The organism is Tomitella biformata AHU 1821, assembly GCF_000524475.1.
Lineage (GTDB): Bacteria > Actinomycetota > Actinomycetes > Mycobacteriales > Mycobacteriaceae > Tomitella > Tomitella biformata.
This window is the reverse complement of the sequence record NZ_BAVQ01000005.1, coordinates 138,105-158,978: the sequence shown is the minus strand read 5'-3', so window position 1 is coordinate 158,978 and position 20,874 is coordinate 138,105. Positions and strand designations below refer to the sequence as shown.

The window sequence follows — 20,874 nt, the reverse complement described above, 5'->3', positions numbered from 1 at the left end:
GTCTCACCACGTCCATCCGGGCGGCGGCGGCCCAATCAAGAAGCCCCACAGCGACTGCGGGTTCGTCTGCTGATGCTCCACAATCGACGGGTTCACCCCAGAGTCCGTAACCACATACGGCGCGTTCTTGGTCTCGTCCACCCAGGGCAGGCCGTAGCAGCTCGGCGCATTCTTAGCATTCACCTTTGGCAGGTTCTCCGGATATGAATAGGCCGGGGCGCCGGCCAGGAAGGTCGACGACAGGCTCAGGCCCGGCTGATCGCCGCCAAATGCTGCCTGGCCGGCATCCTTGACCAAGCTGACTCCCACAATGAAGCAGGTCAACACCGAAGAGTAATCATTGACAGTGCTGAAAGTCGGCTGCAGGTAGTCCATAGCGGTGACGAAGTCCTCGCCCGCCTCGCCCAGCAGTGCATCGCCGGTGTTTGCCAGCCCGGTTGTGCCGAGCAGGCTCTGGTGCAGGTTCTCTGCCTCGGAGACCACGGTCTCACCCACCGCGGTGGTGTTTGCCAGCATCTGCATCAAGTCTGGGGTCAGGTCTGCGTACGTGTCTGTGACAATGGCGGCCTGCTTGAGATCATGTTCCAACGCGGGCAGCGTCGGGTTCATCTCAGCGAGGTAGTCGTCCGCCTTGTGCAGCGTTTCGCCCAGGTTCTTGCCCTGCCCGTTCAGCGCCGTGGAGATGGAGCCGAGCGTGGCATTGATCTTCTCCGGCTGGACTGTCTGCAGCACCGACTGCAGGTTGCCGAACAGCGTGTTGAACTCGACAGTCACGTGCTCGGAATCGATCACCGCGCCGCTGGCCAGATGGTCGGCCGAGGGGCTCGCGGGCTCGACCAAGTTGACGTACTTGGCCCCGAAAACGGTGGCCGAGCGGATGTCGACATCGACGTTCTCCGGGATCAACGACATCTTTGAGGAGTCGATGTCCAACTCCAACGACGCGCCGTCGGCATCCTGCGTGATCCCCGCAACGGTCCCGATCTGGACGCCGAGCATCTTGACCTTGCCGTTGGGCTCCATCACCAGGCCGGCTCGATCCGCGCGCACGGTGACCCGCTTGGTGGAGTCGAATCCGCCCGCGAAACTCGTCAGCGCGACGGTCGCCAAGCCGACGAGGATCACCACCATGCCCAGCGCATACAGCTTGTAGTTAACCTTCATCCTGCGTGGTTCGCTCATCTGTGATCAGCCCCCTATCCGGACAAGTTGAAGTTGCCGGACGTTCCATAGATCGCCAGGGAGATGAGCAGGGTGACGGTGACAACGCAGATCAACGAGGTGCGCACGGCATTGCCGACCGCGACTCCCACCCCAGCGGGCCCGCCGGACGCGTTGTAGCCGTAGTAGGTGTGCACAAGCATGACCACGACCGCCATGGCTATCGCTTGGAAAAACGACCACAATATGTCGACTGGCTGCAGGAATGTCGAGAAGTAGTGGTCATACACGCCGCCGGACTGGCCGTAGATCACGACTGTCGCGAAGCGGCTGGCACCGAAGGACGCGAGCACCGCCAGGGAGTACAGCGGGATAATCGCGACCATGCCCGCCACCACGCGTGTGCTCACCAGGTACGGCACCGAGGAGATCGCCATGGCCTCCAGGGCGTCGATCTCCTCGCTGACCCGCATGGCGCCGAGCTGGGCTGTGGAGCCTGCGCCGATGGTGGCGGCCAAGCCAATACCCGCGATGACCGGGGCCGCGATGCGGACGTTGATGAACGCCGCCAAGAAGCCGGTCAAGGCCTCGACCCCGATATCGCCAAGGGAGCTATAGCCCTGCACCGCGATGGTGCCGCCCGCCATCAGCGTCAGGAAGCCGACAATGACGACCGTGCCGCCGATCAGCGCGAGGGCGCCGGTGCCCATGCTGATCTCGGCGATCAGCCGGATCGTCTCCTTCTTGTACTTGCGGACCGCGAACGGGATGAACGCCATCGCTCGCCAGTAGAAGTGGGCTTGCTTGCCGAAATCGTCCACCGACTCCGACAGCCGGTTCATGCTGCGCCGGCTACGCGGGAATCGCCCGGTGATCACTGTCATGGCCTAACTCGCAATCTTCACGCCGACGGCGGTCAGGATGACGTTCACGGCGAAGAGCGCCATGAACGCATAGACGACGGTCTGGTTAACCGCGTCGCCCACGCTCTTGGGCCCACCCTTGACGCTGAGCCCCATATAGCAGGCGACGAGGCCGGCGATGAGGCCGAAGGCGCCAGCCCTAACCTCGGACATCACCACATCGGTCAAGCCCGTCAGGAGCGGAATGCCGTTGACGAACGCGCCCGGGTTGACGTCCTGCAGGTAGACGGAGAAGAGGAAGCCGCCGAGGATGCCGATGGTGGAGACCATCGCGTTGAGCAGCATCGCGACGAGCATGGAGGCCCACATCCGCGGGATCACCAGCCGCTTGATGGGGTCGATGCCGAGGACCTCCATCGCGGCGATCTCCTCGCGAATGGTCCTGGCCCCCAGGTCCGCGCAGATCGCGGTGGCGCCTGCGCCGGCGACGACCAGCACCGTGACCATGGGGCCAACCTGGCTGATCGTGCCAAATGCGGCACCCGCGCCGGACAGGTCCGACGCGCCGATCTCGCGGAGGAGGATATTCAAGGTGAAGCTGACAAGCACCGTGAACGGCACCGCGACCAGGATGGTCGGCAGCATCGAGACCCTGGCGATAAACCAGGCCTGCTCGATGAACTCTTTCCACTGGACCGGCCGCGAGAAGGTGTAGCGGAAGGCATCCAACGTCATCGCAAAGAATCCGCCGAGTCCCCGAACCGGCACCTCTAGAACGTTCTTCATCTGACCTCCCTCCTTCTGCTCAGGTCCGCTCACGCGGCCACAGCACATCCGAACCGTACCCGGCTGTGATCCGACTCACCGGGAACCTCGCCAATAGTGACTGCTGCGGCCGGGAATTGCAACACGTTCCATTTGTGCCCCGCGCCGAGTCTCCGCCTGCCCAGATCGCACGGAGCACAGAGAACCCCGCCGGACGCGCCCAGGAGCTGGACGATCGCCCGACGGGGATTGAACTTACTACAGCGTTACGTGGATCACGTACGCCGTTATTCAGGGCTGGGCGACATGATTGGCGTCGCCGCCGACCAGGCCCTGCCGCTCAACCTTCGCTGAGCGCCGCCTTCGGGCAGCGGTCAATAGCCATGCGGACCCGCTTCTGCAGCTCCTCCGGCACCTCGTCGACCACGATGTGCAGCACGTCGTCATCGTCAAGGTCGAACACCTTGGGCGCGAGGCCAACACATATCGCATTTGCCTCACAGAGGTTGAGATCGACCTGCACCTTCATGGCGGACTCCTTCTAGTTCCTTACCGAATCCCTGCTAGACCCGGGCAGCTTGCCGGCCCGCTCGAGGCGATTCCCCAAGCGTCCGTGACACCGTGGGGTTCAGACTAGAACGTGTTACACCGGTATGCAATGATGCATCGTGAGCCGCGACACACCAGCGGCGAGGGCGGCCCCAGCCTGGGCGGCGACCCTCGCCGGGCAGTGCCCGCACCCAGCCCTTCCGGAGGACCGATGCAGATCACCTACACCGCCGAGCAGGAGGCGCTGCGCGCCGAACTGCGCGAGTACTTCGCCAACCTGATCACCCCTGAGCGGCGCGCGCTGCTCAGCGTGCAGAGCGGCGAGTATGGAGAGGGCTCCGTCTACCGTGACGTGGTCCGCCAGATGGGCAGGGATGGCTGGCTCGCGCTGGGCTGGCCGACGGAGTTCGGCGGCCAGAACCGCTCCAGCATCGACCAGCTGATCTTCACGGACGAGGCGGCCATCGCCGGCGCCCCCGTGCCCTTCCTGACGATCAACTCCGTGGCGCCGACCATCATGGCCTTCGGCACCGAGGAGCAGAAGGCCTTCTTCCTGCCCAAGATCGCGGCCGGCGAGATCCACTTCGCAATCGGCTACTCCGAGCCCGGCTCCGGCACCGACCTGGCCTCGCTGCGGACCGCCGCAGTGCGCGACGGCGATGACTGGATCATCAACGGCCAGAAGATGTGGACTTCCCTGATCGCCTATGCCGACTACATCTGGCTGGCCGCCCGCACCGACCCCGAGGCCCGGAAGCACCGTGGCATCAGCATGCTGATCGTCCCCGCCGACGCGGAGGGCTTCTCCACCACGCCCGTGCACACCATGGCCGGGCCGGACACCAGCGCCACCTACTACCAGGACGTGCGGGTCCCCGCGTCCAGCGTGGTCGGCGAGGTCAACGGCGGCTGGAAGCTGATGACCAATCAGCTCAACCACGAGCGCGTGGCGCTGACCTCGGCCGCCCCCATCCAGGGCGCGCTTGCGGCCGTGACCGAGTGGGCGCGCGATACCCGCCTGACCGACGGCCGACGCGTCATCGACCAGGAATGGGCCCAGCTGAACCTGGCCCGCGTGCACGCCAAGGTCGAGTACCTCAAGCTCATGAACTGGGAGATCTCCTGGAGTGCCGACGCCGCCGACACCGAGCACTCCCCCAGCGCCGGCGACGCCTCCGCCTGCAAGGTGTTCGGCACCGAGTTCGCCACCGAGGCCTACCGCCTGCTGCTTGAGGTCCTGGGCGCCAACGGCTTCCTGCGCCAGGACTCCGCCGGCTCGCTGCTGCGGGGCCGCGTCGAGCGGATGCAGCGCTCGTCGCTGATCCTCACCTTTGGCGGCGGCACCAACGAGGTGCAGCGCGACATCATCGGCATGACGCGCCTCGGCCTGCCGGCCTCCCGGCGCTAACCCCTTCCCTATCTCGAGAACTTAGGTAGCCCAATGGACTTCACCCGCACCGAAGCACAGACAGACCTGGCCGGCCTGACCCGCAGCATTTGCGACAAGCTGGTCAACAACGACCGCCAGCGCGAGCTCGACGCGTCCGAGGACCACTTCGACGCGCGCCTGTACGCGGCCCTCGCCGAGGCCGGCGTCCTCGCCGCCGCGCTGCCCGAGTCCGTCGGCGGCGGCGGCTTCGGCCCGCTAGAGCAGAGCGCGGTCCTCACCGAGCTCGGCCGCGCGCTCGCCGCCGTCCCGTATCTCCCGTCGATCGTCATGGCCGCGGGCGCGCTCGCGGAGTTCGGCTCGCCGAGCCAGCAGCAGCTGGCCGCCAAAGCCGCCACCGGCCAGGTCGTCCTCACCGCCGCCATCGTCGAGGACCTCAATCCCGACCAGCGCACGCCCGCCACCACCGCGGAGCTGCGCGAGGGCCGCTGGATCCTCAACGGCGCGAAGACCACGGTGCCCGCGGCCCCGCTGGCGCAGGCCGTCCTGATCCCCGCCACCACGCCCGACGGCGTCGCCGTGTTCGTGGTCGACGCCGCGGACCTCGCCATCGAGCGCCAGGTCGGCACCGACTTCCGCAGCCTGGGCTCCATCACCCTGGCCGACGTCGCCGTGAGCCAGGACCGCCTGCTGGGCACTGTTGCCGACGGCGCCGCCGTGCTGGACCGGCTGCTCGACTACGCCACCGTCGGCCTGTGCGCCGAGCAGTTCGGCATCCTCGAGCGGTCGCTAGAGTTGACCAGCGAGTACGCGCGCGAACGCGAGCAGTTCGACCGCCCGATCGGCAGCTTCCAGGCCGTCGCACAGCGCCTCGCCGACGCCTACATCGACGTCCAGGGCGCCCGCCTGACCCAGCTGCAGGCCGCGTGGCGGCTGGGACAGGGCTCGGAGGCGCCCGGCGACGTCGCGCAGGCGATCGCCGTGGCGAAGTTCTGGGCCGCGGACGCCGGCCACCGCGTCGCGCACACCACCGTGCACATCCACGGCGGCGTCGGCCTAGACCGCGATCACCCGGTGCACCGCTACTTCCTGGGCGCGAAGCATAACGAGTTCTGGCTGGGCTCCGCGAGCGCGCAGCTGCTGCAGATCGGCGCCTCCCTGGCCGGCTAGACCCCCTTCACACAGCCTCGCCCCCGTTCCTTGCGTTTCCCCCCGTTGCAACGGGGGCCAGCACAAGAAACGGGGGCGAAGTCGTGAATGGGGGAACCCTAGACGCGCGTCAGGCGCAGCCGCCACGCCTCGGGGCCGCGCTCCTCGTAGGCGACCTCCAGGCGGCCGCCGGAGCGCTCGGCCAGCTGATTCAGCAGCGGGATCGGGTCGTGGTGCGCGATGAGGATCATCGAGCTGCCAGCCGGGACCGCGTCGAACGCGCCGAACACCGTGGCGTGGCGGATCGCGTGCGGGATCGCGCGCACGTCGAGTTCGGGGGCCTCCGCGCTGGCGGACTCTGCGCAACCACAGGCGCCGTGGCTGTGTGCTGCGGCGGGGGCCTGCGCGACGGGCGTGCGCGTGCCCAGCTCCCGAACGATCGCGGCGAGGTCCACTCCGGGGCTCGCGGCCAGTGCGGGCAGGAGGAAGTCGTCCTCCGCGGCGAATCGCGCCTGGACCAGCGCGCGGGCCGACTCGGCGGCGGCGATCGCGCGGGGGCGCTCCGTCGCGCGCTCAAGCCTGGTCCCCTGCTCGGCGATGGCAGCGGTGCCAGCGAGGGTGGCCTCGACCAGCAGCTTCGCGGGCGCGCTCGCGCGGGCGGCCGGGTAGAGCAGCTCGTCGGCGATCCGCAGGTGCGGCAGCACGGTCTCGCCGATAAAGGTGATGCCGTCCTGGAAGGCCTGGTCGAACTCCTGGCCCGCGGCGCCGGCGGCGGCCGAGAGACCGTCCGCGATCGCGGTGAGCCTGCCGAGGATCTCGGCGTGCTGCGCCCGCAGAGTGTCGACCGCGGTGGCGTCTTCGGAACTCGTCGCCATAATCAGCTCGCTTGTGGTCATTTTCAGATCCTTGTCTGCCGGTTCGATTTACTAGCCGCATTTAATTTACTACAGTTAATACCGTGAATAATAGTGCAGTGCCCTTTGGCCCGCGGCCGGCCTCCGCGCCACCCGCCGCGGCGCACCTGTCCGGGCAGCGGGCCGCGGTGCTGGATCGGCTGCGCGAGCAGGCCCGTGGCAGCCGGATCGCGGACCTCGCCGCCGAGCTCGAGCTGCACCCCAACACCATCCGCGAGCACCTCGACGCGCTCACCCACGCGGGGCTGGTCGAGCGCGACCGCGCGGAGCCCTCGGGCCGGGGCCGCCCAGCCTGGCTCTACAGCGCCGTCGACGCCGGCGTCGACTCGCCGCTGGCCGACCCACGCCTGCGCGACTACGCCGGGCTCGCCATGTCCCTGTCGGCGACTCTGACGCGCATCAGCACCGACCTCGAGCATGACGCCGTGACGGCCGGCATCGAGTGGGGCCGGGAGCTGGCGGCGGCCGACTCGACCGAGGGGACGCCGGCGGAGCGCCTCCTCGCGGTGCTCGCGCAGCTGGGATTCGCGCCGGAGGCCGGCACAGGCACCGAGATCGCCCTGACCCAGTGCCCATTGCTCGACGCCGCCCACCGGTACCCGGAGGTGGTGTGCCGGGTACATCTGGGCATCGTCCGCGGGGCGCTGGAGGTGTTCGGCGGCGAGGACGCCGAGAGCGCCGCGCTGGCCCCGTTCGCCGCAGCGGGCTCGTGCCGGCTGGAGCTGCCGCGATCGGCGGAGGAGTGACCGCCCCCGCCCGGAATCTGCGGGCCACCCGGGCCGCCCGCCTGCTCCTGCTCCTCCCAGGCGGATTGTGCATGCTCGCGGGCCTGGACGCGGCGCTGCTGCTGCTTGGCCTGGGCGCGCCCCTCCGCGACGCCTCGCTGGCCGACAGCCACGGCGTGCTGATGATCCTCGGCTTCGTCGGCGCCGTCGTGGCGCTGGAGCGGGCCGTCGCGCTCGGCCCGATGCGCGGCAATACGGCGTGGGGCTATCTCGCCCCGGCCGGCCTGGGACTGGGCGGGGTAGCCCTGCTGACCCCGCTGCCCCGCGATATCGGCGCGACGGCGATGCTCATCGGCACGGTCGTCCTGCTCGCGGTCTATGTGCCGCTGTGGCGTCGGAATATGGCGGGCGCGGTGCTGGTGCAGATCGCGGGCGGGATCCTCGCCGTCGGCGGCGCGCTGCTGTGGCTGGCGGGCATCGACATGCCCACGCTGCTGCCCTGGCTCGTGTGCTTCCTGGTGCTGACCATCGCCGGCGAGCGCCTGGAGTTGGCCCGCGTCGCGTTCCTGGACCCCCGCGCGGAGCCTGCCGCCATACTGATCGCGGCCGCCGTCGTGGTGGGCGTGGTCGCAACGGCCCTCTGGCCCGTCATCGGCTATCCCCTCCTGGGCCTCGCGCTGCTGACGTTGGTGGGCTGGCTCCTGCTATTCGATGTCGCGACGAAGACAGTGCGCGGGGCCGGCCTGCCCCGCTTCAGCGCCGTCTGCCTGCTCGCCGGCTACTCCTGGCTGTCTGTGACCGCCGCGATCTGGCTGATCGCCGGGCCGGTCCACAGCGGGCCCCTATACGACGCGTCGACGCACGCGGTGCTGCTTGGCTTCGTGATCTCGATGATCATGGCGCACGCCCCCATCATCTTCCCGGCCGTCCTGCGCCATCCACTCCCCTACACTCCGCTGATGTATCTGCCCGTCGCGCTGCTGCACGCCTCGCTGCTCCTGCGCGTCCTTGTGGGCGACGCACGAGGGGTTGTCGGCGCGGTGCAGTGGGGCGGCGCGCTCAACATCGCGGCACTGCTGTTGTTCTTCGTCATCGCGACCGGCTCAGCGCTGCGGCCCCGGCGGCGAGACCCCAAAGTTGGAGCTACCGAATGAAACTGGGCACCTGGCACTTGCGCGTCGGCTCGATCGTGCTCGCCTGGCTGATTGCGCTGCTCGGCGTCGCAATAGCCCACGACCACATTCCGCAGTCGCCCTGGCTGCTGGTGCACCTGCTCGGCCTGGGCGCCGCGACCAACGCCATCCTCATCTGGAGCTGGTACTTCACCGAAGCGGTCCTGCGGCTGGGCCGCGACGCCGGCCAGCGCGCGCAGGCGATTCGGTTGGGCGGGCTGAACCTCGGCGCGCTCAGCGTGGTCGTCGGCATGGTGACCGGCACGTGGCTGGCCGTGCTGATCGGTGGGATCCTCGTCGGCGCCGTGATCCTGTGGCACGCGGCGGCGATGGCCTACACGCTGCACAAGGCGCTGCCGTCGCGCTTCGGGCCGATGGTCCGCTTCTACGCCGCGTCGGGGGTGGCGCTGCCGATCGGTGTGGGGCTCGGCGTCACAATGGCCGATAGCCGCCTGCCCGGACAGTGGTACTCCCAGTTCATCGTCTCGCACGCGCTGATCAACGTGTTCGGCTGGATTGGCCTGACCGTGCTGGGCACCCTCGTGACCTTGTGGCCGACGATCCTGCGCACCCGCATGGCCGCCGGCGTGGAGAAGGCCGCGCTGCGTGGACTGCCAGTTTTGGGGGCAGGCCTGATCGTCGCCGTCGGGGGCGCGCTGGGCGGGCTGATCTGGCTCACCGCAGTCGGTCTGGCGATCTACACGGGCGCGACGGGCTACGTGCTCTGGCCCCACATCGACGAGGCGCGGCGCAAACGGCCCCTGCATTTCCCCTCGATGTCGGTGTTCGCGGGCGTGCTCTGGCTGCTCGGCTCGCTGGCGGCTTTGACCGTCGGGTTCGCGCTGTCCTCCACGTGGATGGACGCCGAGGACTGGCTGCGCGCCGTCGTGCCCGCCCTGGTCGTCGGCTTCCTCGCGCAGGTGCTCCTCGGGGCGCTGAGCTATCTGATGCCCGTCGTGCTCGGCAACCGCCCCTCCGCGACGCAGATCGCCACCGCCGCGCTGAACCGCGTCTCGTCGGCCCGCATCACGATGGTCAACGGCGCGCTGCTGCTGTGCGTGCTGCCCACCCCGGACCGGGTGCAGCAGCTGAGCTGGATCGTCGTCGCCGTCGGCCTGGGATCCTTTGTGCCGCTGATGGTCTACGCCTGGCTGCTCGCCCGCCGCGCGGGCACCGGACCCATCACCCGGCCGGATCCGCGCAACCGCCTCGTCGATCCGCATGAGGGCCGCCGGCTGGGCCACGCGCTGGCCGGGCTCGGCGTGGTGGTGCTGGTCGCCGCGATCGGCGTGGCCATAGAACCCGGAGCGCTGCCGAGCCCGACCGGGCCCACCACCGCCGCCGCGGCCACCGGCGAGGTCACCCGGGTCGCGGTCAAGGTCGACGGCTACCGCTTCGTGCCCGCCGTCATCGACGTGCCCGCCGGAAACCAACTCATCATCGATTTCGACAACACGGGCGACATGCGCCACGACTTGGTCCTCGCCAATGGCGCCCGCTCCCCCATGCTGGCCGCCGGCGAGCGCCACGAGATCGACGCCGGAGTGATCGGCGTGAGCATGGCGGGCTGGTGCTCGGTGGCCGGACACCGCCAACTGGGAATGGTGTTGCAGGTCAACGCGACCGGCGCCGGGGCCATGCCCGGGCATGAGGCCGGTTCCCCCGGCCTGGACCTGCGGGGCGAGCCCGGGCCGGACTTCCACCCCCGCGACGCGGCACTGCCGCCCGCGATCGAGGCCACCGTGCACAAGGTCGACCTCGCGGTCACCGACAGCAAGATCGAGGTGGCCCCCGGCTACACCCAAACGCTGTGGCCCTACGGCGGTTCCGTCCCCGGGCCGGTGCTGCGTGGGAAGGTCGGCGACCGCTTCGAGGTGACGCTGCACAACAACGCCACCATGGGGCACTCCATCGATTTCCACGCCGGTTCCCTCGCCCCGGACGGGCCGATGCGCACTATCGAGCCCGGTGAGTCCCTGACGTATGACTTCACGGCCACGAAATCCGGCATCTGGATGTACCACTGCTCGACGATGCCGATGTCGATGCACATCGCCAACGGCATGTTCGGCGCGGTGATCATCGATCCACCCAACCTCGCGCCGGTGGACCGCGAGTACGTGCTGGTGCAATCCGAGATGTACCTCGGACCCGACGGCGAGGTCGCGGACGGGGCGAAGATCAACGCCGAGACGCCGGACCTGGTGGTCTTCAACGGCTACCCCAATCAGTACGACCGCGCCCCGCTGACCGCGAAGGTCGGTGAGCGCGTGCGGATCTGGGTGCTGGCGGCCGGGCCGAACCGGGGCACCGCGTTCCACGTCGTCGGCGGGCAGTTCGACACCGTGTGGAAGGAAGGCGCGTACACACTCCGCCCCGGCAATCCCGACGCCGGCGGCAGCCAGACCCTAGACCTGTCGGCGGCGCAGGGCGGGTTCGTGGAGTTGGCGTTCCCGGAGGCCGGGGACTACCCCTTCGTCAACCACTCGATGGTGGACGCGGAGCGCGGCGCGCATGGGTTGATCCGGGTCACGGACTAGCTGCCCCACAACGAGTTTCGCGGACGAGCCGACGGGAGTGATCCCCGACAACTCGCCCGCGACACTGGGTGGGCCTAGAACGAGCGCAGCCGCGCGATCGTCGCCTCGTACTCGTCCACAAGATCCTTCATGCTGTCGGCGACGGGCCGGATCTCATTCATCCGCCCCACAATCTGCCCGGCGGGCATCGCGACCACATCGGGGTTGTCGGCCGCCGAGATGCGCTGGTGCGCATCGCTGACCAGCAGGTTCTGCAGCGGCATCGGCAGCGCGTCGGGCGCGTCCTTGGCCGCCCAGGCCTCGGTCCACTTGGTCTTGAGCAGCCGCGCGGGCTTGCCGGAGTAGATGCGCGTGCGCACCGTGTCCGCCGAGGTCGCCTTGAGCAGCGCCTTCTGGATGGTCGACGGACCCTCGCTGGACGCGCTGCCCAGCTTGTACTCGGCGGCCGTGAGCCAGTAGGAGCCCATCCACACGCCGCTCGCGCCGAGCGACAGGGCCGCCGCGATCTGCCGGCCGCTGCCGATGCCGCCGGCGGCAAGCACGATGGCGTCGTCCCCCACCGCGTCGACGATCTCGGGGACCAACACCATCGACGCGATCTCGCCGGTGTGCCCGCCCGCCTCATAGCCCTGGGCGATGACGATGTCGACGCCGTTCTCCACGTGATGGCGGGCGTGCGCGACCGCGCCAGCCAGCGCGGCGACGGGCACGCCGTGCTTATGCGCCTCGTCGATGACGTCCTTCGGGGGTGAGCCGAGCGCGTTCGCGATCAGCGCGGGGCGGTGCTTCAAGGCCACATCGACCTGGGCGCGAGCCACGGAGTGCAGCCAGCCCAGGACGCCCGCCGAGTGCTCGACGTCGTCTGAGAGCGGCGGCACGCCCAAGTCGGCGAGCGTGCGGTCGACGAACGCGCGGTGCTCCGCCGGGATCAGCGACTCCAGGTCCACCGCCTTGCCCTCGGTGGGCACCTTGGCCGGCATGACGATGTCGATGCCGTAGGGCTTGCCGTCGGTGTTCTCGTCCATCCAGACGAGGGTGGCCTCGAGCTCCTCAGGGTCGTTGAAGCGCACACAGCCGAGGACCCCGAGCCCGCCGGCGCGCGAGACCGCCGCGGCGACGTGCTCGGACGGGGTGAACGCGAAAATCGGGTACTCGATGCCGAATTTTGCGGCTAGGTCGGTGGTCATGCGTTTCCATTCGTGTAGTGGTCGTCCGCCTCGCGGGAGGCGACCTGTTCGTTGGCCCACTTATAGTTCGGCTTGCCGGCCGGGTTGCGCGCGATCGCGTCGACGAACCACACACTGCGCGGCACTTTATAGCCGGCGATGTCCTTGCGTGCGGCGTTCACAATGGCGTTCAGGCTCGGCGCGGAGCCGGGCCGGACGGCGATGACGGCCGCGACCCGCTGGCCCCAGCGCTCGTCGGGGACTCCGACGACGAGGGCATCGAACACGTCGGGGTGCGACTTGATCGCGCCCTCGACTTCCTCCGGGTAGATCTTCTCACCGCCGCTGTTGATCGAGACTGAGCCGCGGCCGAGCATGATCACGGTGCCGTCCTCCTCAACCGTCGCGTAATCGCCGGGGATCGAGTAGCGCACGCCGCCCAGGGTTTTGAAGGTCTCGGCCGTCTTGGCCTCGTCCTTGTAGTAGCCAAGCGGGATGTGGCCGTGGCGGGCCAGCAGGCCGACCTGCCCGGAGCCGGGCACCACGGGCACGCCGGCGTCGTCTATCACCACGGTGGCGGCATCGATCTTCACGCGCGGGCCGCCGGAGTGCTCGAAACCCTTGGTGATCAGGCTCAGGCCTCCGAAGCCGGTCTCGGAGGACCCGATCGAGTCTGTGAGCATGCGGTTGGGCAGCAGCTCCAGGAACTGCTCCTTGAGAGCCGGCGAGAACAGCGCGGCGCTGGAGGCGATCACGTAGAGCGAGGACAGGTCGTACGGCTCGCCGGTCGCGGGGTTGCCCTCGAGCAGCGCGTCGATCATCGGGCGCGCCATCGCGTCGCCGGTGATGAAGATGAGGTTGATCTTGTGCTTGTCGATCACCTGCCACACCTCGTGGCCGTCGAACTCGGGATGCATGACCAGGGTGCCGCCGCCGAAGAGGCTGTGGAACACCGCGGACTGCGAGCCGCCGTGGATCATCGGGGGAATCGGGAAGCGCACCATCGCGGGGTTGGCGGCGCCGACCTTCGCCAGCTCCCACTCGTCCTCGACTATCTCGCCGGTGACGAAGTTGACGCCGCCGCCGAGCACCCGCCACCAGTCCTCGTGGCGCCACATGACGCCCTTGGGCATGCCGGTGGTGCCGCCGGTGTAGAGCATGAAGATGTCGTCGGGGCTGCGCTCCTCGAAGTCGCGCTCGGGCGAGCCCGCCGACATCGCCTTCTCATACTCCACCGCGACGCAGTCCGCGGCGGAGCAGGCGTCCACATCATTCTCGGTAGTGCCGTCCTCCACCACGACGATCGTCTGGAGCTGAGGCGTCTTCGGCGCGACGTGGGCGACCCGGTCGACGTAGCGGCGCTCGACGATGAGCGCGGCCATGTCCGAGTTCTCGAAGATGTACTTCAGCTCGTTCTCGACGTAGCGGTAGTTGACGTTCACCATCACCGCGCGCGCCTTGAAGATCGCCACCATGGCCTCGATGGCCTCGATGGTGTTGCGGCTGTAGATGCCCACCTTGTCGCCGGGCTTGACGCCGCGGTCGCGCAAGTAGTGGGCGAGGCGGTTTGCCCGCTCCTCCAGCTGCCCGAAGGTGACGGCGCGGTCGCTGTCCAGCAGCGCCACGCGGTCCGGATTGAGGTCGATGGAATGCTCGACGAAGTCTGCGATGTTTATGGCCACACGTCCAAACTAGAACGTGTTACGGTTTCCCACAAGCTCAAATTGAGATTCCCATCACCCGGGCCCAAAGTTGTGGCCTGCGACCCCCGAGGATCACGCCATGGCTGAGGCCCCCACCACTGCGAATGCCCCCCACTGCCTCGTCGAGAAGCGTGGCCACGTCCTCATCGTGACGATGAACCGCCCCGAGGCCAAGAACGCGCTCTCGAGCGAGATGATGGCGATCATGCGCGACGCCTGGGACCAGGTGGACGCCGACCCGGACATCCGCGTCGCCATCCTGACTGGCGCTGGCGGCGCCTTCTGCGCGGGCATGGACCTGAAGGCGATGACGGCCGCCCCGCCCGGGGACAACATCACCACCGGGGAGGCCAGCGGCGCCGCCCCCAAGCTCGATGTCACCAAGCTCCCCGCACTGCTCAAGGGCCGACGCCTGACCAAGCCGCTGATCGCCGCGGTCGAGGGCGCCGCCATCGCCGGCGGCACCGAGATCCTGCAGGGCACGGACATCCGTGTGGCCGGGGCAAGCGCCAAATTCGGTGTGTCCGAGGCGAAGTGGGGCCTGTTCCCCCTCGGCGGCTCCGCCGTCCGCCTGGTCCGCCAGGTGCCGTACACCGTCGCCGCCGAGATCTTGCTGACCGGCCGGCACATCACCGCCCCCGAGGCGCTCGACTATGGGCTGATCGGCCACGTCGTGCCAGACGGCCAGGCCCTGGAGAAGGCCCTCGAGCTCGCGGACCTCGTCGCCGCGAACGGCCCCCTCGCCGTGCAGGCGATCCTCAAGACGATCCGCGACACCGAGGGCATGCACGAGGAGGACGCGTTCGCCATCGAGGCCAAGATCGGCGTCGCCGTGTTCAAGAGCAAGGACGCGAAGGTGGGCCCGCGCGCCTTCGCGGAGAAGCGCCAGCCCACCTTCACGGGGGAGTAAGCCCCGAACCCGCCCCTAGAGAACAGCCTCTGTCACAAAACGGCCTGGGCGACGGCCGCCACCTGCGCGGCGTCACGACAGGTCACCAGCATCGTCGTGACGCCCGCGGCCTCCCAGCGGGCCACCTCGGTGCGGACGTACTCGGCGTTGCCGATGATCATGGTCTCGTCGACCATCTCGTCCGGGATCGCGCGGGCCGCCTCGTCCTTGCGGCCGGTGCGGAACAGCTCCGTCACCTCCTCGACCACCTCGCCGTAGCCCATCCGCTTATAGACCTGCGCGTGGAAGTTCAGCTCGGGGGCGCCCATGCCGCCGACGTACAGCGCCACTGTCGGCTTGATCTGGGCGCGGACCGCGTCGGGCTCGTCGGTGATCGTGATCTGGCAGGTCGCGGCGATCTCGAAGTCCTCGCGGCTGCGGCGCGCGCCCGGCCGGGCGAAGCCCTCATCGAGCCACTCCTGGTACATCGGGGCCAGTCGCGGCGAGTAGTAGATCGCCAGCCAGCCGTCGGCGATCTCCGCCGTCATCGCGATGTTCTTCGGCCCCTCCGCGCCCAGCCAGATCGGGACGTCCGAGCGCAGCGGGTGGGTGATGGACTTGAGGGGCTTGCCGAGGCCCGACGCGTCGGGCCCGTCATAGGGCAGTGAATAGTGCCCGCCCTCGTTGACGACGGCACTCTCGCGCGCCAGCACATCGCGCACGACCTGGACGTACTCCCGCGTGCGGGCCAGGGGCTTGGCGAACGGCTGGCCGTACCAGCCCTCGACCACCTGCGGGCCGGAGACGCCAAGCCCCAGGATGAAGCGTCCCCCGGTGAGGTGGTCCATCGTGAGCGCGGCCATCGCCGCGGCCGTCGGCGTGCGCGCGGATAGCTGCGCCACCGAGGTGCCTAGGCGCAGGCTCTGCGTCTGCGAGCCCCACCAGGCAAGGGGGGTGAGCGCGTCCGAGCCCCAGGACTCCGCGGTGAACGCCGAGTCAAACCCGTGCTCCTCCGCGGCCGCGAGCAGCTCCGGCACGTTCGTCGGCGCGGATCGACCCCAATATCCGAGCTGAAGGCCCAGTTTCATGCGTGAACTCCCGATTTCTGCGCATTCCTTGGGAAAGCGCTTGCCGTACGAATGAGAACCTGTTCTACTCGATGTTGTGAGCATTCGAAAGAGCGTCATGGAAATGGACACTCCCGAGCTCGAGCCTCTCAGTGCGTCCCTCGATCTTCAATTCGACTACACGCGCTCAGTTGGCCCGATCATCGGCCGGTTCCTTGGAGCATTACGCAGTCGCCGCATCGTCGGCGTCCGCGGCAGCGACGGCAGGGTGCACGTGCCACCTGTCGAGTATGACCCGGTGACTGCGGCACCGCTAGCAGAATTCGTCGAGGTCGCAGGCACGGGCACCGTCAAGACGTGGTCGTGGGTCCCGAATCCAGGCCCCGAGCACCCGCTGGCCGAGCCCTTCGCGTTCGCGCTAATCCAGCTCGACGGCGCGGACACCTCGATCCTGCACGCGGTATCGGCCCCCGGCCCCGAGGCCATGTCCACCGGCATGCGCGTCAAGGTTCGCTGGGCCGCGGAGACCGTCGGCCACATCAACGACATCGCCTGCTTCGAGCCGGGTGAACTTGTTTTAGAAACCGCTTCTTCCGGAGACTTGGCCACTTTCCTGAACGAGGCCGCGATCAAGATGATTGTCACCCCCATCGAGCTCAACATCCAGCACTCCGTCTCCGCCCAGGAGTCCAGCTACCTGCGCGCGCTCGGCGAGGGCCGCATCATCGGCGCCCGCTGCCCCGCCACCGACAAGATCTACGTGCCCCCGCGCGGCGCCAGCCCCACCCACGGACTCCCGACGACGGACGAGGTCGAGCTGTCCGACCACGGCACCGTCACCACCTTCTGCATCGTCAACGTGCCGTTCCCCGGCCAGCGCATCAAGCCTCCGTACGTGGCGGCCTACGTGCTGCTCGACGGTGCGGACATCCCGTTCCTGCACCTGATCCTCGGCATCGACGCCGACCAGGTCCGCATGGGCATGCGGGTGCGCGCGGTCTGGAAGCCCCGCGAGGAGTGGGGCATGACGGGCGAGAACATCACGCACTACGAGCCCAACGGCGAGCCCGACGCGGCTTTCGACACCTACTCGCTGCACCTGTGATTGAGGACCTGATGACAACTTTCCAGCCGGGCCCCGACGATATCGCCATAGTCGGCTTCTGCCAGGCCCCCGGTGTGCGGCAGACGCCCGGCACCACCAACGGCACCGAGATGCTGGTGCCGATCTTCCAGCAGCTCTACGCGGATCTGGGCATCACGCGCTCCGATATCGACTTCTGGTGCTCCGGCTCCTCGGACTACCTCTCGGGACGCGCGTTCTCCTTCATCTCCTCCGTGGACGCGATCGGCGCAGTGCCGCCGATCGACGAGTCCCATGTCGAGATGGACGCCGCGTGGGCAATGTACGAGGCCTACGTCAAGCTCCTGACGGGCGAGGCCGAGACCGCGCTGGTCTACGGCTTCGGCAAGTCCTCCGCCGGCAATTTGCGCAAAACCCTTGCGCTGCAGACGGACCCTTATGTCGTTGCGCCGCTGTGGCCGGACTCGGTGTCCATGGCGGGCCTGCAGGCCCGCCTCGGCATCGACGCCGGACTGTGGGACGAGAAGGACATGGCCGAGGTGTCCAGGCGCTCACGCACGGATGCTCTGTCCAATCCCGGCGCCCAGCTTGCCGGTTCGGTCTCAGTTGACGAGCTGCTCGCCCAGCCGATGATCGCCGACCCTCTGCGCAAGCACGACTGCGCGCCGATCACCGACGGCGCCGCCGCCGTGATCCTGGCCCGTGGCCCCCGCGCGTACGAGCTGTGCGAGCGTCCCGCGTGGATCACCGGCTTCGACCACCGCATCGACTCCGCCGAACTGGGCGGCCGAGACCTGACCACCGCGCCGTCCGCGACCATCGCGGCCGAGCGTGCGACGGGCGGCAGCCTCGACGGCATCACCGTCGCGGAGCTGCACGCGCCCTTCACGCACCAGGAGCTGATCCTGCGCGCGGCAATGGGATTGGATGGGGCCGCCGGGGATGCCATTGTGATCAACCCGTCGGGCGGAGCCCTCAGCGGCAATCCCATGTTCGCGGCCGGCCTCGAGCGCATCGGCCGCGCGGCCACCCGCGTGATGGAGGGCACCGACCGTCGCGCCCTCGCCCACGCCACCAGCGGCCCGCTCCTCCAGCAGAACCTCGTATGCGTCCTGGAAGGGCGGAACTAATGGCTGAGAATTCGACGCCGAAGAAGCTCGCTGCCGTCCTCGGCACCGGCCAGACCAAATACGTCTCCAAACGCCACGACGTGACCATGGCGGCACTGTGCCGCGAGGCGATCGACCGCGCCATGGCGGACGCGAAGGTTGGCTGGGACGACATCGACGCCGTCATCGTCGGCAAGGCCCCCGACCTGTTCGAGGGCGTCATGATGCCAGAGCTCGCCACCGCGGATGCCCTTGGCGCGGTGGGCAAGCCGCTGCTGCGCGTGCACACCGCGGGCTCGGTCGGCGGCACCACCGCCATCGTCGGCTCCAAGATGGTCAAGTCCGGCATCCATCGCCGCGTGCTGGTGGTGGCGTGGGAGAAGCAGTCCGAGTCCAACGCCATGTGGGCGCTGTCGATCGCGGTGCCGTTCAACAAGCCCGTCGGCGCGGGCGCGGGCGGCTACTTCGCCCCGCACGTGCGCTCCTATATCCGGGAGTCCGGCGCGCCCAACCACATCGGCGCGATCGTCGCGACCAAGGATCGCCGCAACGGGGCTCTGAACCCCCTGGCGCACCTGCACCAGCCGGATATCACCGTCGAGTCCGTGCAGCAGTCCCCCATGCTGTGGGACCCGATCCGCTTCGATGAGACCTGCCCGTCCTCAGATGGCGCGTGCGCCATGGTGATCGGCGACGAGGCCGCAGCGGAGGACACCGTCGCGGCGGGCGGCACGGTCGCCTGGATCCACGCCACCGCGATGCGCACCGAGCCCACCTCGTACTCCGGGCGCAACCACGTCAGCCCCCAGGCGGGCCGCGACGCCGCGGCGGCGCTGTGGGCCGAGGCCGGCATCACCAACCCCATCGACGAGATCGACTGCGCCGAGATCTACGTGCCGTTCTCCTGGTTCGAACCCATGTGGCTGGAGAACCTGGGCTTCGCCAACGAGCACGAGGGGTGGAAGCTCACCGAGGCCGGCGAGACGGCAATCGGCGGCAAGCTGCCCGTCAACGCGTCGGGCGGGGTGTTGTCCTCGAACCCCATCGGCGCGTCGGGCATGATCCGCTTCGCGGAGTCCGTCATCCAGGTGACCGACAAGGCCGGGGCCCACCAGGTGGCGGGCGCCCGCAAGGCGCTCGGCCATGCGTATGGCGGTGGCTCGCAATACTTCTCGATGTGGGTGGTTGGCGCGGACAAGCCAGAGTCGGCCAAATGACCCTGGACCACCCCGCGCGCCTGCTGGCCGCCCGCTCCATGGCGGCCGTCGGAGCTAAGAACAAGGCCGACTGGCTGGCCCTGTTCGCCGAGGACGGCTGGGTCGAGGACCCCGTCGGCAAGTCCGGTTTCGACCCCGAGGGCAAGGGCCATCACGGCCCCGCGGCCATCGCAGCGTTCTGGGACATGGCGATCGCGCAGACCGAGTCCATCGAGTTCCACATCAAGGACTCGGTGGCCTGCGGGGACGAGGTCGCGAACATCGGTCTGATCACGACCACCATCGCCGGCTCGGTGGTGGACGCCGAGGGTGTGTTCATCTACCGCGCCAATGCCGAGGGCAAGCTGCAGTCTCTGCGCGCGTTCTGGGAATTAGAGCGGGCAATGAAGACGTACCGGCCCGCCTGATCTATCTCGGTCGCGAGTGCGCAGTTGTTCGAGCCGCCTTCGTTGGGGCAGCCGAGCAACTGCGCACTCGTCGTTGGGGGCTAGGCCAGGAACTGTTCCACCGCGGCGCGGAACTCCCGACTGCGGTCGCGGTGGATGCTGTGGCCGCAGTCGAAGTCCCGCACCGTGATTCGCTCCACCGTCGCGGTCATGTCCGCCAATAGTCGCGGGTCCACCATGCTGCCCGGACGCGCCCCCCGCAGGAACAGCGTCGGCGCTTGAAGCTTGGGCAGCCCCTCCCACCACTGCGGATTGGGCGATTGGAACTGGGACATCGCGGGATCGGTCAGCGCGCGGTCGAACGCGAGCACCCCGCGCGGGTTGCGCAGCAGCCCCGTGGCGGCGTTCCACAGCTCCGTGCGCGACGGCCGATGCCGCGGCACCACCGGGGCCGGGTCGCCCGCCTGCAGCGGCACCGGCATCTCTTCCAGCACAAGCCTTCGCACCAGGTCCGACCGCTGCTGTGCCACCAGGGACGCGGTCACCCCGCCCAGGGAATGCCCGACGAGGTCCACCTGCTCCAGCCCCAGGTGCTCGCACAGCCCGGCGACGTCTTGGGCCAGGTCCCCGAACCGATAGGACGGCGCCCGCGCGCTACGGCCATGACCGCGCAGATCGACAGCGATCACGGTCCGTCCCTGTCGCGCCAAGCTCCTCGCGACGCCGTCCCAGGTCCGGCTGTCCCCGCCCATCCCGTGCACCAGGGCGATCGGTGTGGGGTGGGTGGGCACGCGTGGCTCCACGCGCCGGTAGGCGATCTCGACACCATTGGGGATCGCCGTCAACACGCTGGTCTGCATGGTGTCCGAGTCTACCGAGCGCCCATACTCGGTTACGCGAATCCCCGCGCCGGCAACGAGTAGCCGTCCGCAAGCTGGCGGCTCTCGCGGCTGGCCAGGTGGCCCATTCTCTCCGGGACCAGCGGTGATCCAGAGTTCAACTATAGAAATCTCTTGCTAACGAGCTTT

General features: G+C 68.7%; 19 protein-coding genes. 10 read left to right on the top strand and 9 right to left on the bottom strand.

The genetic code is table 11. The features are described 5' to 3' along the window. Positions 1-3: 3 nt before the first annotated feature. From TBIF_RS03930 to TBIF_RS03915, 4 genes are all read right to left on the bottom strand, one after another. Positions 4-1,164, bottom strand: coding sequence for an MCE family protein (locus tag TBIF_RS03930; RefSeq protein WP_051461340.1), 1,161 nt, complete (start codon positions 1,162-1,164; stop codon positions 4-6). 32 nt (positions 1,165-1,196) lie between these two features. Continuing rightward, the gene (locus TBIF_RS03925; RefSeq protein WP_024793560.1) at positions 1,197-2,045 is read right to left on the bottom strand and encodes an MlaE family ABC transporter permease; all 849 of its coding nucleotides are present in this window, start codon (positions 2,043-2,045) and stop codon (positions 1,197-1,199) included. A 3-nt stretch (positions 2,046-2,048) separates the two neighbouring features. Continuing rightward, on the bottom strand, positions 2,049-2,810 hold the full coding sequence (locus TBIF_RS03920; protein ID WP_024793559.1) for an MlaE family ABC transporter permease: 762 nt from the start codon (positions 2,808-2,810) through the stop codon (positions 2,049-2,051). Positions 2,811-3,129: 319 nt separating this feature from the next. After that, positions 3,130-3,318, bottom strand: a complete 189-nt coding sequence (locus TBIF_RS03915; RefSeq protein WP_024793558.1) for a ferredoxin — start codon at positions 3,316-3,318, stop codon at positions 3,130-3,132. 231 nt (positions 3,319-3,549) lie between these two features. Here TBIF_RS03915 and TBIF_RS03910 point away from each other — a divergent pair, with 231 nt between their 5' ends. Together TBIF_RS03910 and TBIF_RS03905 are read left to right on the top strand one after the other, a co-directional pair. Then, on the top strand, positions 3,550-4,746 hold the full coding sequence (locus TBIF_RS03910) for an acyl-CoA dehydrogenase family protein (protein ID WP_024793557.1): 1,197 nt from the start codon (positions 3,550-3,552) through the stop codon (positions 4,744-4,746). A gap of 33 nt (positions 4,747-4,779) precedes the next feature. Then, positions 4,780-5,895 (top strand): acyl-CoA dehydrogenase family protein, encoded by a 1,116-nt coding sequence (locus TBIF_RS03905; protein ID WP_024793556.1) that lies wholly within the window; start codon positions 4,780-4,782, stop codon positions 5,893-5,895. Positions 5,896-5,993: 98 nt separating this feature from the next. Here TBIF_RS03905 and TBIF_RS03900 read toward each other — a convergent pair whose 3' ends face one another. Further along, positions 5,994-6,770 carry a DUF2249 domain-containing protein gene (locus TBIF_RS03900; protein ID WP_024793555.1) on the bottom strand — a complete coding sequence of 259 codons (777 nt, stop codon included), beginning with the start codon at positions 6,768-6,770 and terminating at the stop codon, positions 5,994-5,996. A 62-nt stretch (positions 6,771-6,832) separates the two neighbouring features. Here TBIF_RS03900 and TBIF_RS03895 point away from each other — a divergent pair, with 62 nt between their 5' ends. From TBIF_RS03895 to TBIF_RS03885, 3 genes are read left to right on the top strand one after another with little or no spacing between them, the layout of a single operon-like run. Then, positions 6,833-7,534, top strand: coding sequence for a helix-turn-helix transcriptional regulator (locus tag TBIF_RS03895; RefSeq protein ID WP_235174479.1), 702 nt, complete (start codon positions 6,833-6,835; stop codon positions 7,532-7,534). Next, positions 7,531-8,667 carry a DUF8744 domain-containing protein gene (locus TBIF_RS03890; protein ID WP_024793553.1) on the top strand — a complete coding sequence of 379 codons (1,137 nt, stop codon included), beginning with the start codon at positions 7,531-7,533 and terminating at the stop codon, positions 8,665-8,667. Before TBIF_RS03895 ends, TBIF_RS03890 begins: the two co-directional genes overlap by 4 nt. After that, entirely contained in the window at positions 8,664-11,225 is a 2,562-nt protein-coding gene (locus tag TBIF_RS03885) for a multicopper oxidase domain-containing protein (protein ID WP_024793552.1), read from the top strand. Before TBIF_RS03890 ends, TBIF_RS03885 begins: the two co-directional genes overlap by 4 nt. Before the next feature lie 74 nt (positions 11,226-11,299). On the opposite strand, the gene TBIF_RS03880 is transcribed toward TBIF_RS03885, so the two are convergent. Together TBIF_RS03880 and TBIF_RS03875 are read right to left on the bottom strand one after the other, a co-directional pair. Then, on the bottom strand, positions 11,300-12,412 hold the full coding sequence (locus tag TBIF_RS03880; protein WP_024793551.1) for an NAD(P)H-dependent flavin oxidoreductase: 1,113 nt from the start codon (positions 12,410-12,412) through the stop codon (positions 11,300-11,302). Next, on the bottom strand, positions 12,409-14,073 hold the full coding sequence (locus tag TBIF_RS03875; RefSeq protein ID WP_024793550.1) for an acyl-CoA synthetase: 1,665 nt from the start codon (positions 14,071-14,073) through the stop codon (positions 12,409-12,411). Before TBIF_RS03875 ends, TBIF_RS03880 begins: the two co-directional genes overlap by 4 nt. A gap of 100 nt (positions 14,074-14,173) precedes the next feature. On the opposite strand from TBIF_RS03875, the gene TBIF_RS03870 reads away from it, so the two are divergent. Beyond that, entirely contained in the window at positions 14,174-15,004 is an 831-nt protein-coding gene (locus tag TBIF_RS03870) for a crotonase/enoyl-CoA hydratase family protein (RefSeq protein ID WP_024793549.1), read from the top strand. Positions 15,005-15,036: 32 nt separating this feature from the next. On the opposite strand, the gene TBIF_RS03865 is transcribed toward TBIF_RS03870, so the two are convergent. Next, the gene (locus TBIF_RS03865) at positions 15,037-16,071 is read right to left on the bottom strand and encodes an LLM class F420-dependent oxidoreductase (RefSeq protein WP_024793548.1); all 1,035 of its coding nucleotides are present in this window, start codon (positions 16,069-16,071) and stop codon (positions 15,037-15,039) included. 97 nt (positions 16,072-16,168) lie between these two features. On the opposite strand from TBIF_RS03865, the gene TBIF_RS03860 reads away from it, so the two are divergent. Genes TBIF_RS03860 through TBIF_RS03845 form a run of 4 tightly spaced genes read left to right on the top strand, consistent with a single transcriptional unit; the run spans position 16,169 to position 19,867 of the window. Then, entirely contained in the window at positions 16,169-17,155 is a 987-nt protein-coding gene (locus tag TBIF_RS03860; RefSeq protein WP_200182786.1) for a Zn-ribbon domain-containing OB-fold protein, read from the top strand. A gap of 11 nt (positions 17,156-17,166) precedes the next feature. Beyond that, on the top strand, positions 17,167-18,264 hold the full coding sequence (locus TBIF_RS03855; protein WP_024793546.1) for a thiolase family protein: 1,098 nt from the start codon (positions 17,167-17,169) through the stop codon (positions 18,262-18,264). Then, positions 18,264-19,460, top strand: a complete 1,197-nt coding sequence (locus tag TBIF_RS03850; protein ID WP_024793545.1) for a thiolase family protein — start codon at positions 18,264-18,266, stop codon at positions 19,458-19,460. The genes TBIF_RS03855 and TBIF_RS03850 overlap by 1 nt, the downstream gene beginning before the upstream one ends. Continuing rightward, positions 19,457-19,867, top strand: coding sequence for a nuclear transport factor 2 family protein (locus TBIF_RS03845; RefSeq protein ID WP_024793544.1), 411 nt, complete (start codon positions 19,457-19,459; stop codon positions 19,865-19,867). The genes TBIF_RS03850 and TBIF_RS03845 overlap by 4 nt, the downstream gene beginning before the upstream one ends. Positions 19,868-19,947: 80 nt before the next feature. Here TBIF_RS03845 and TBIF_RS03840 read toward each other — a convergent pair whose 3' ends face one another. Next, positions 19,948-20,706 (bottom strand): alpha/beta fold hydrolase, encoded by a 759-nt coding sequence (locus TBIF_RS03840; RefSeq protein ID WP_024793543.1) that lies wholly within the window; start codon positions 20,704-20,706, stop codon positions 19,948-19,950. Between the last annotated feature and the right edge of the window lie 168 nt (positions 20,707-20,874).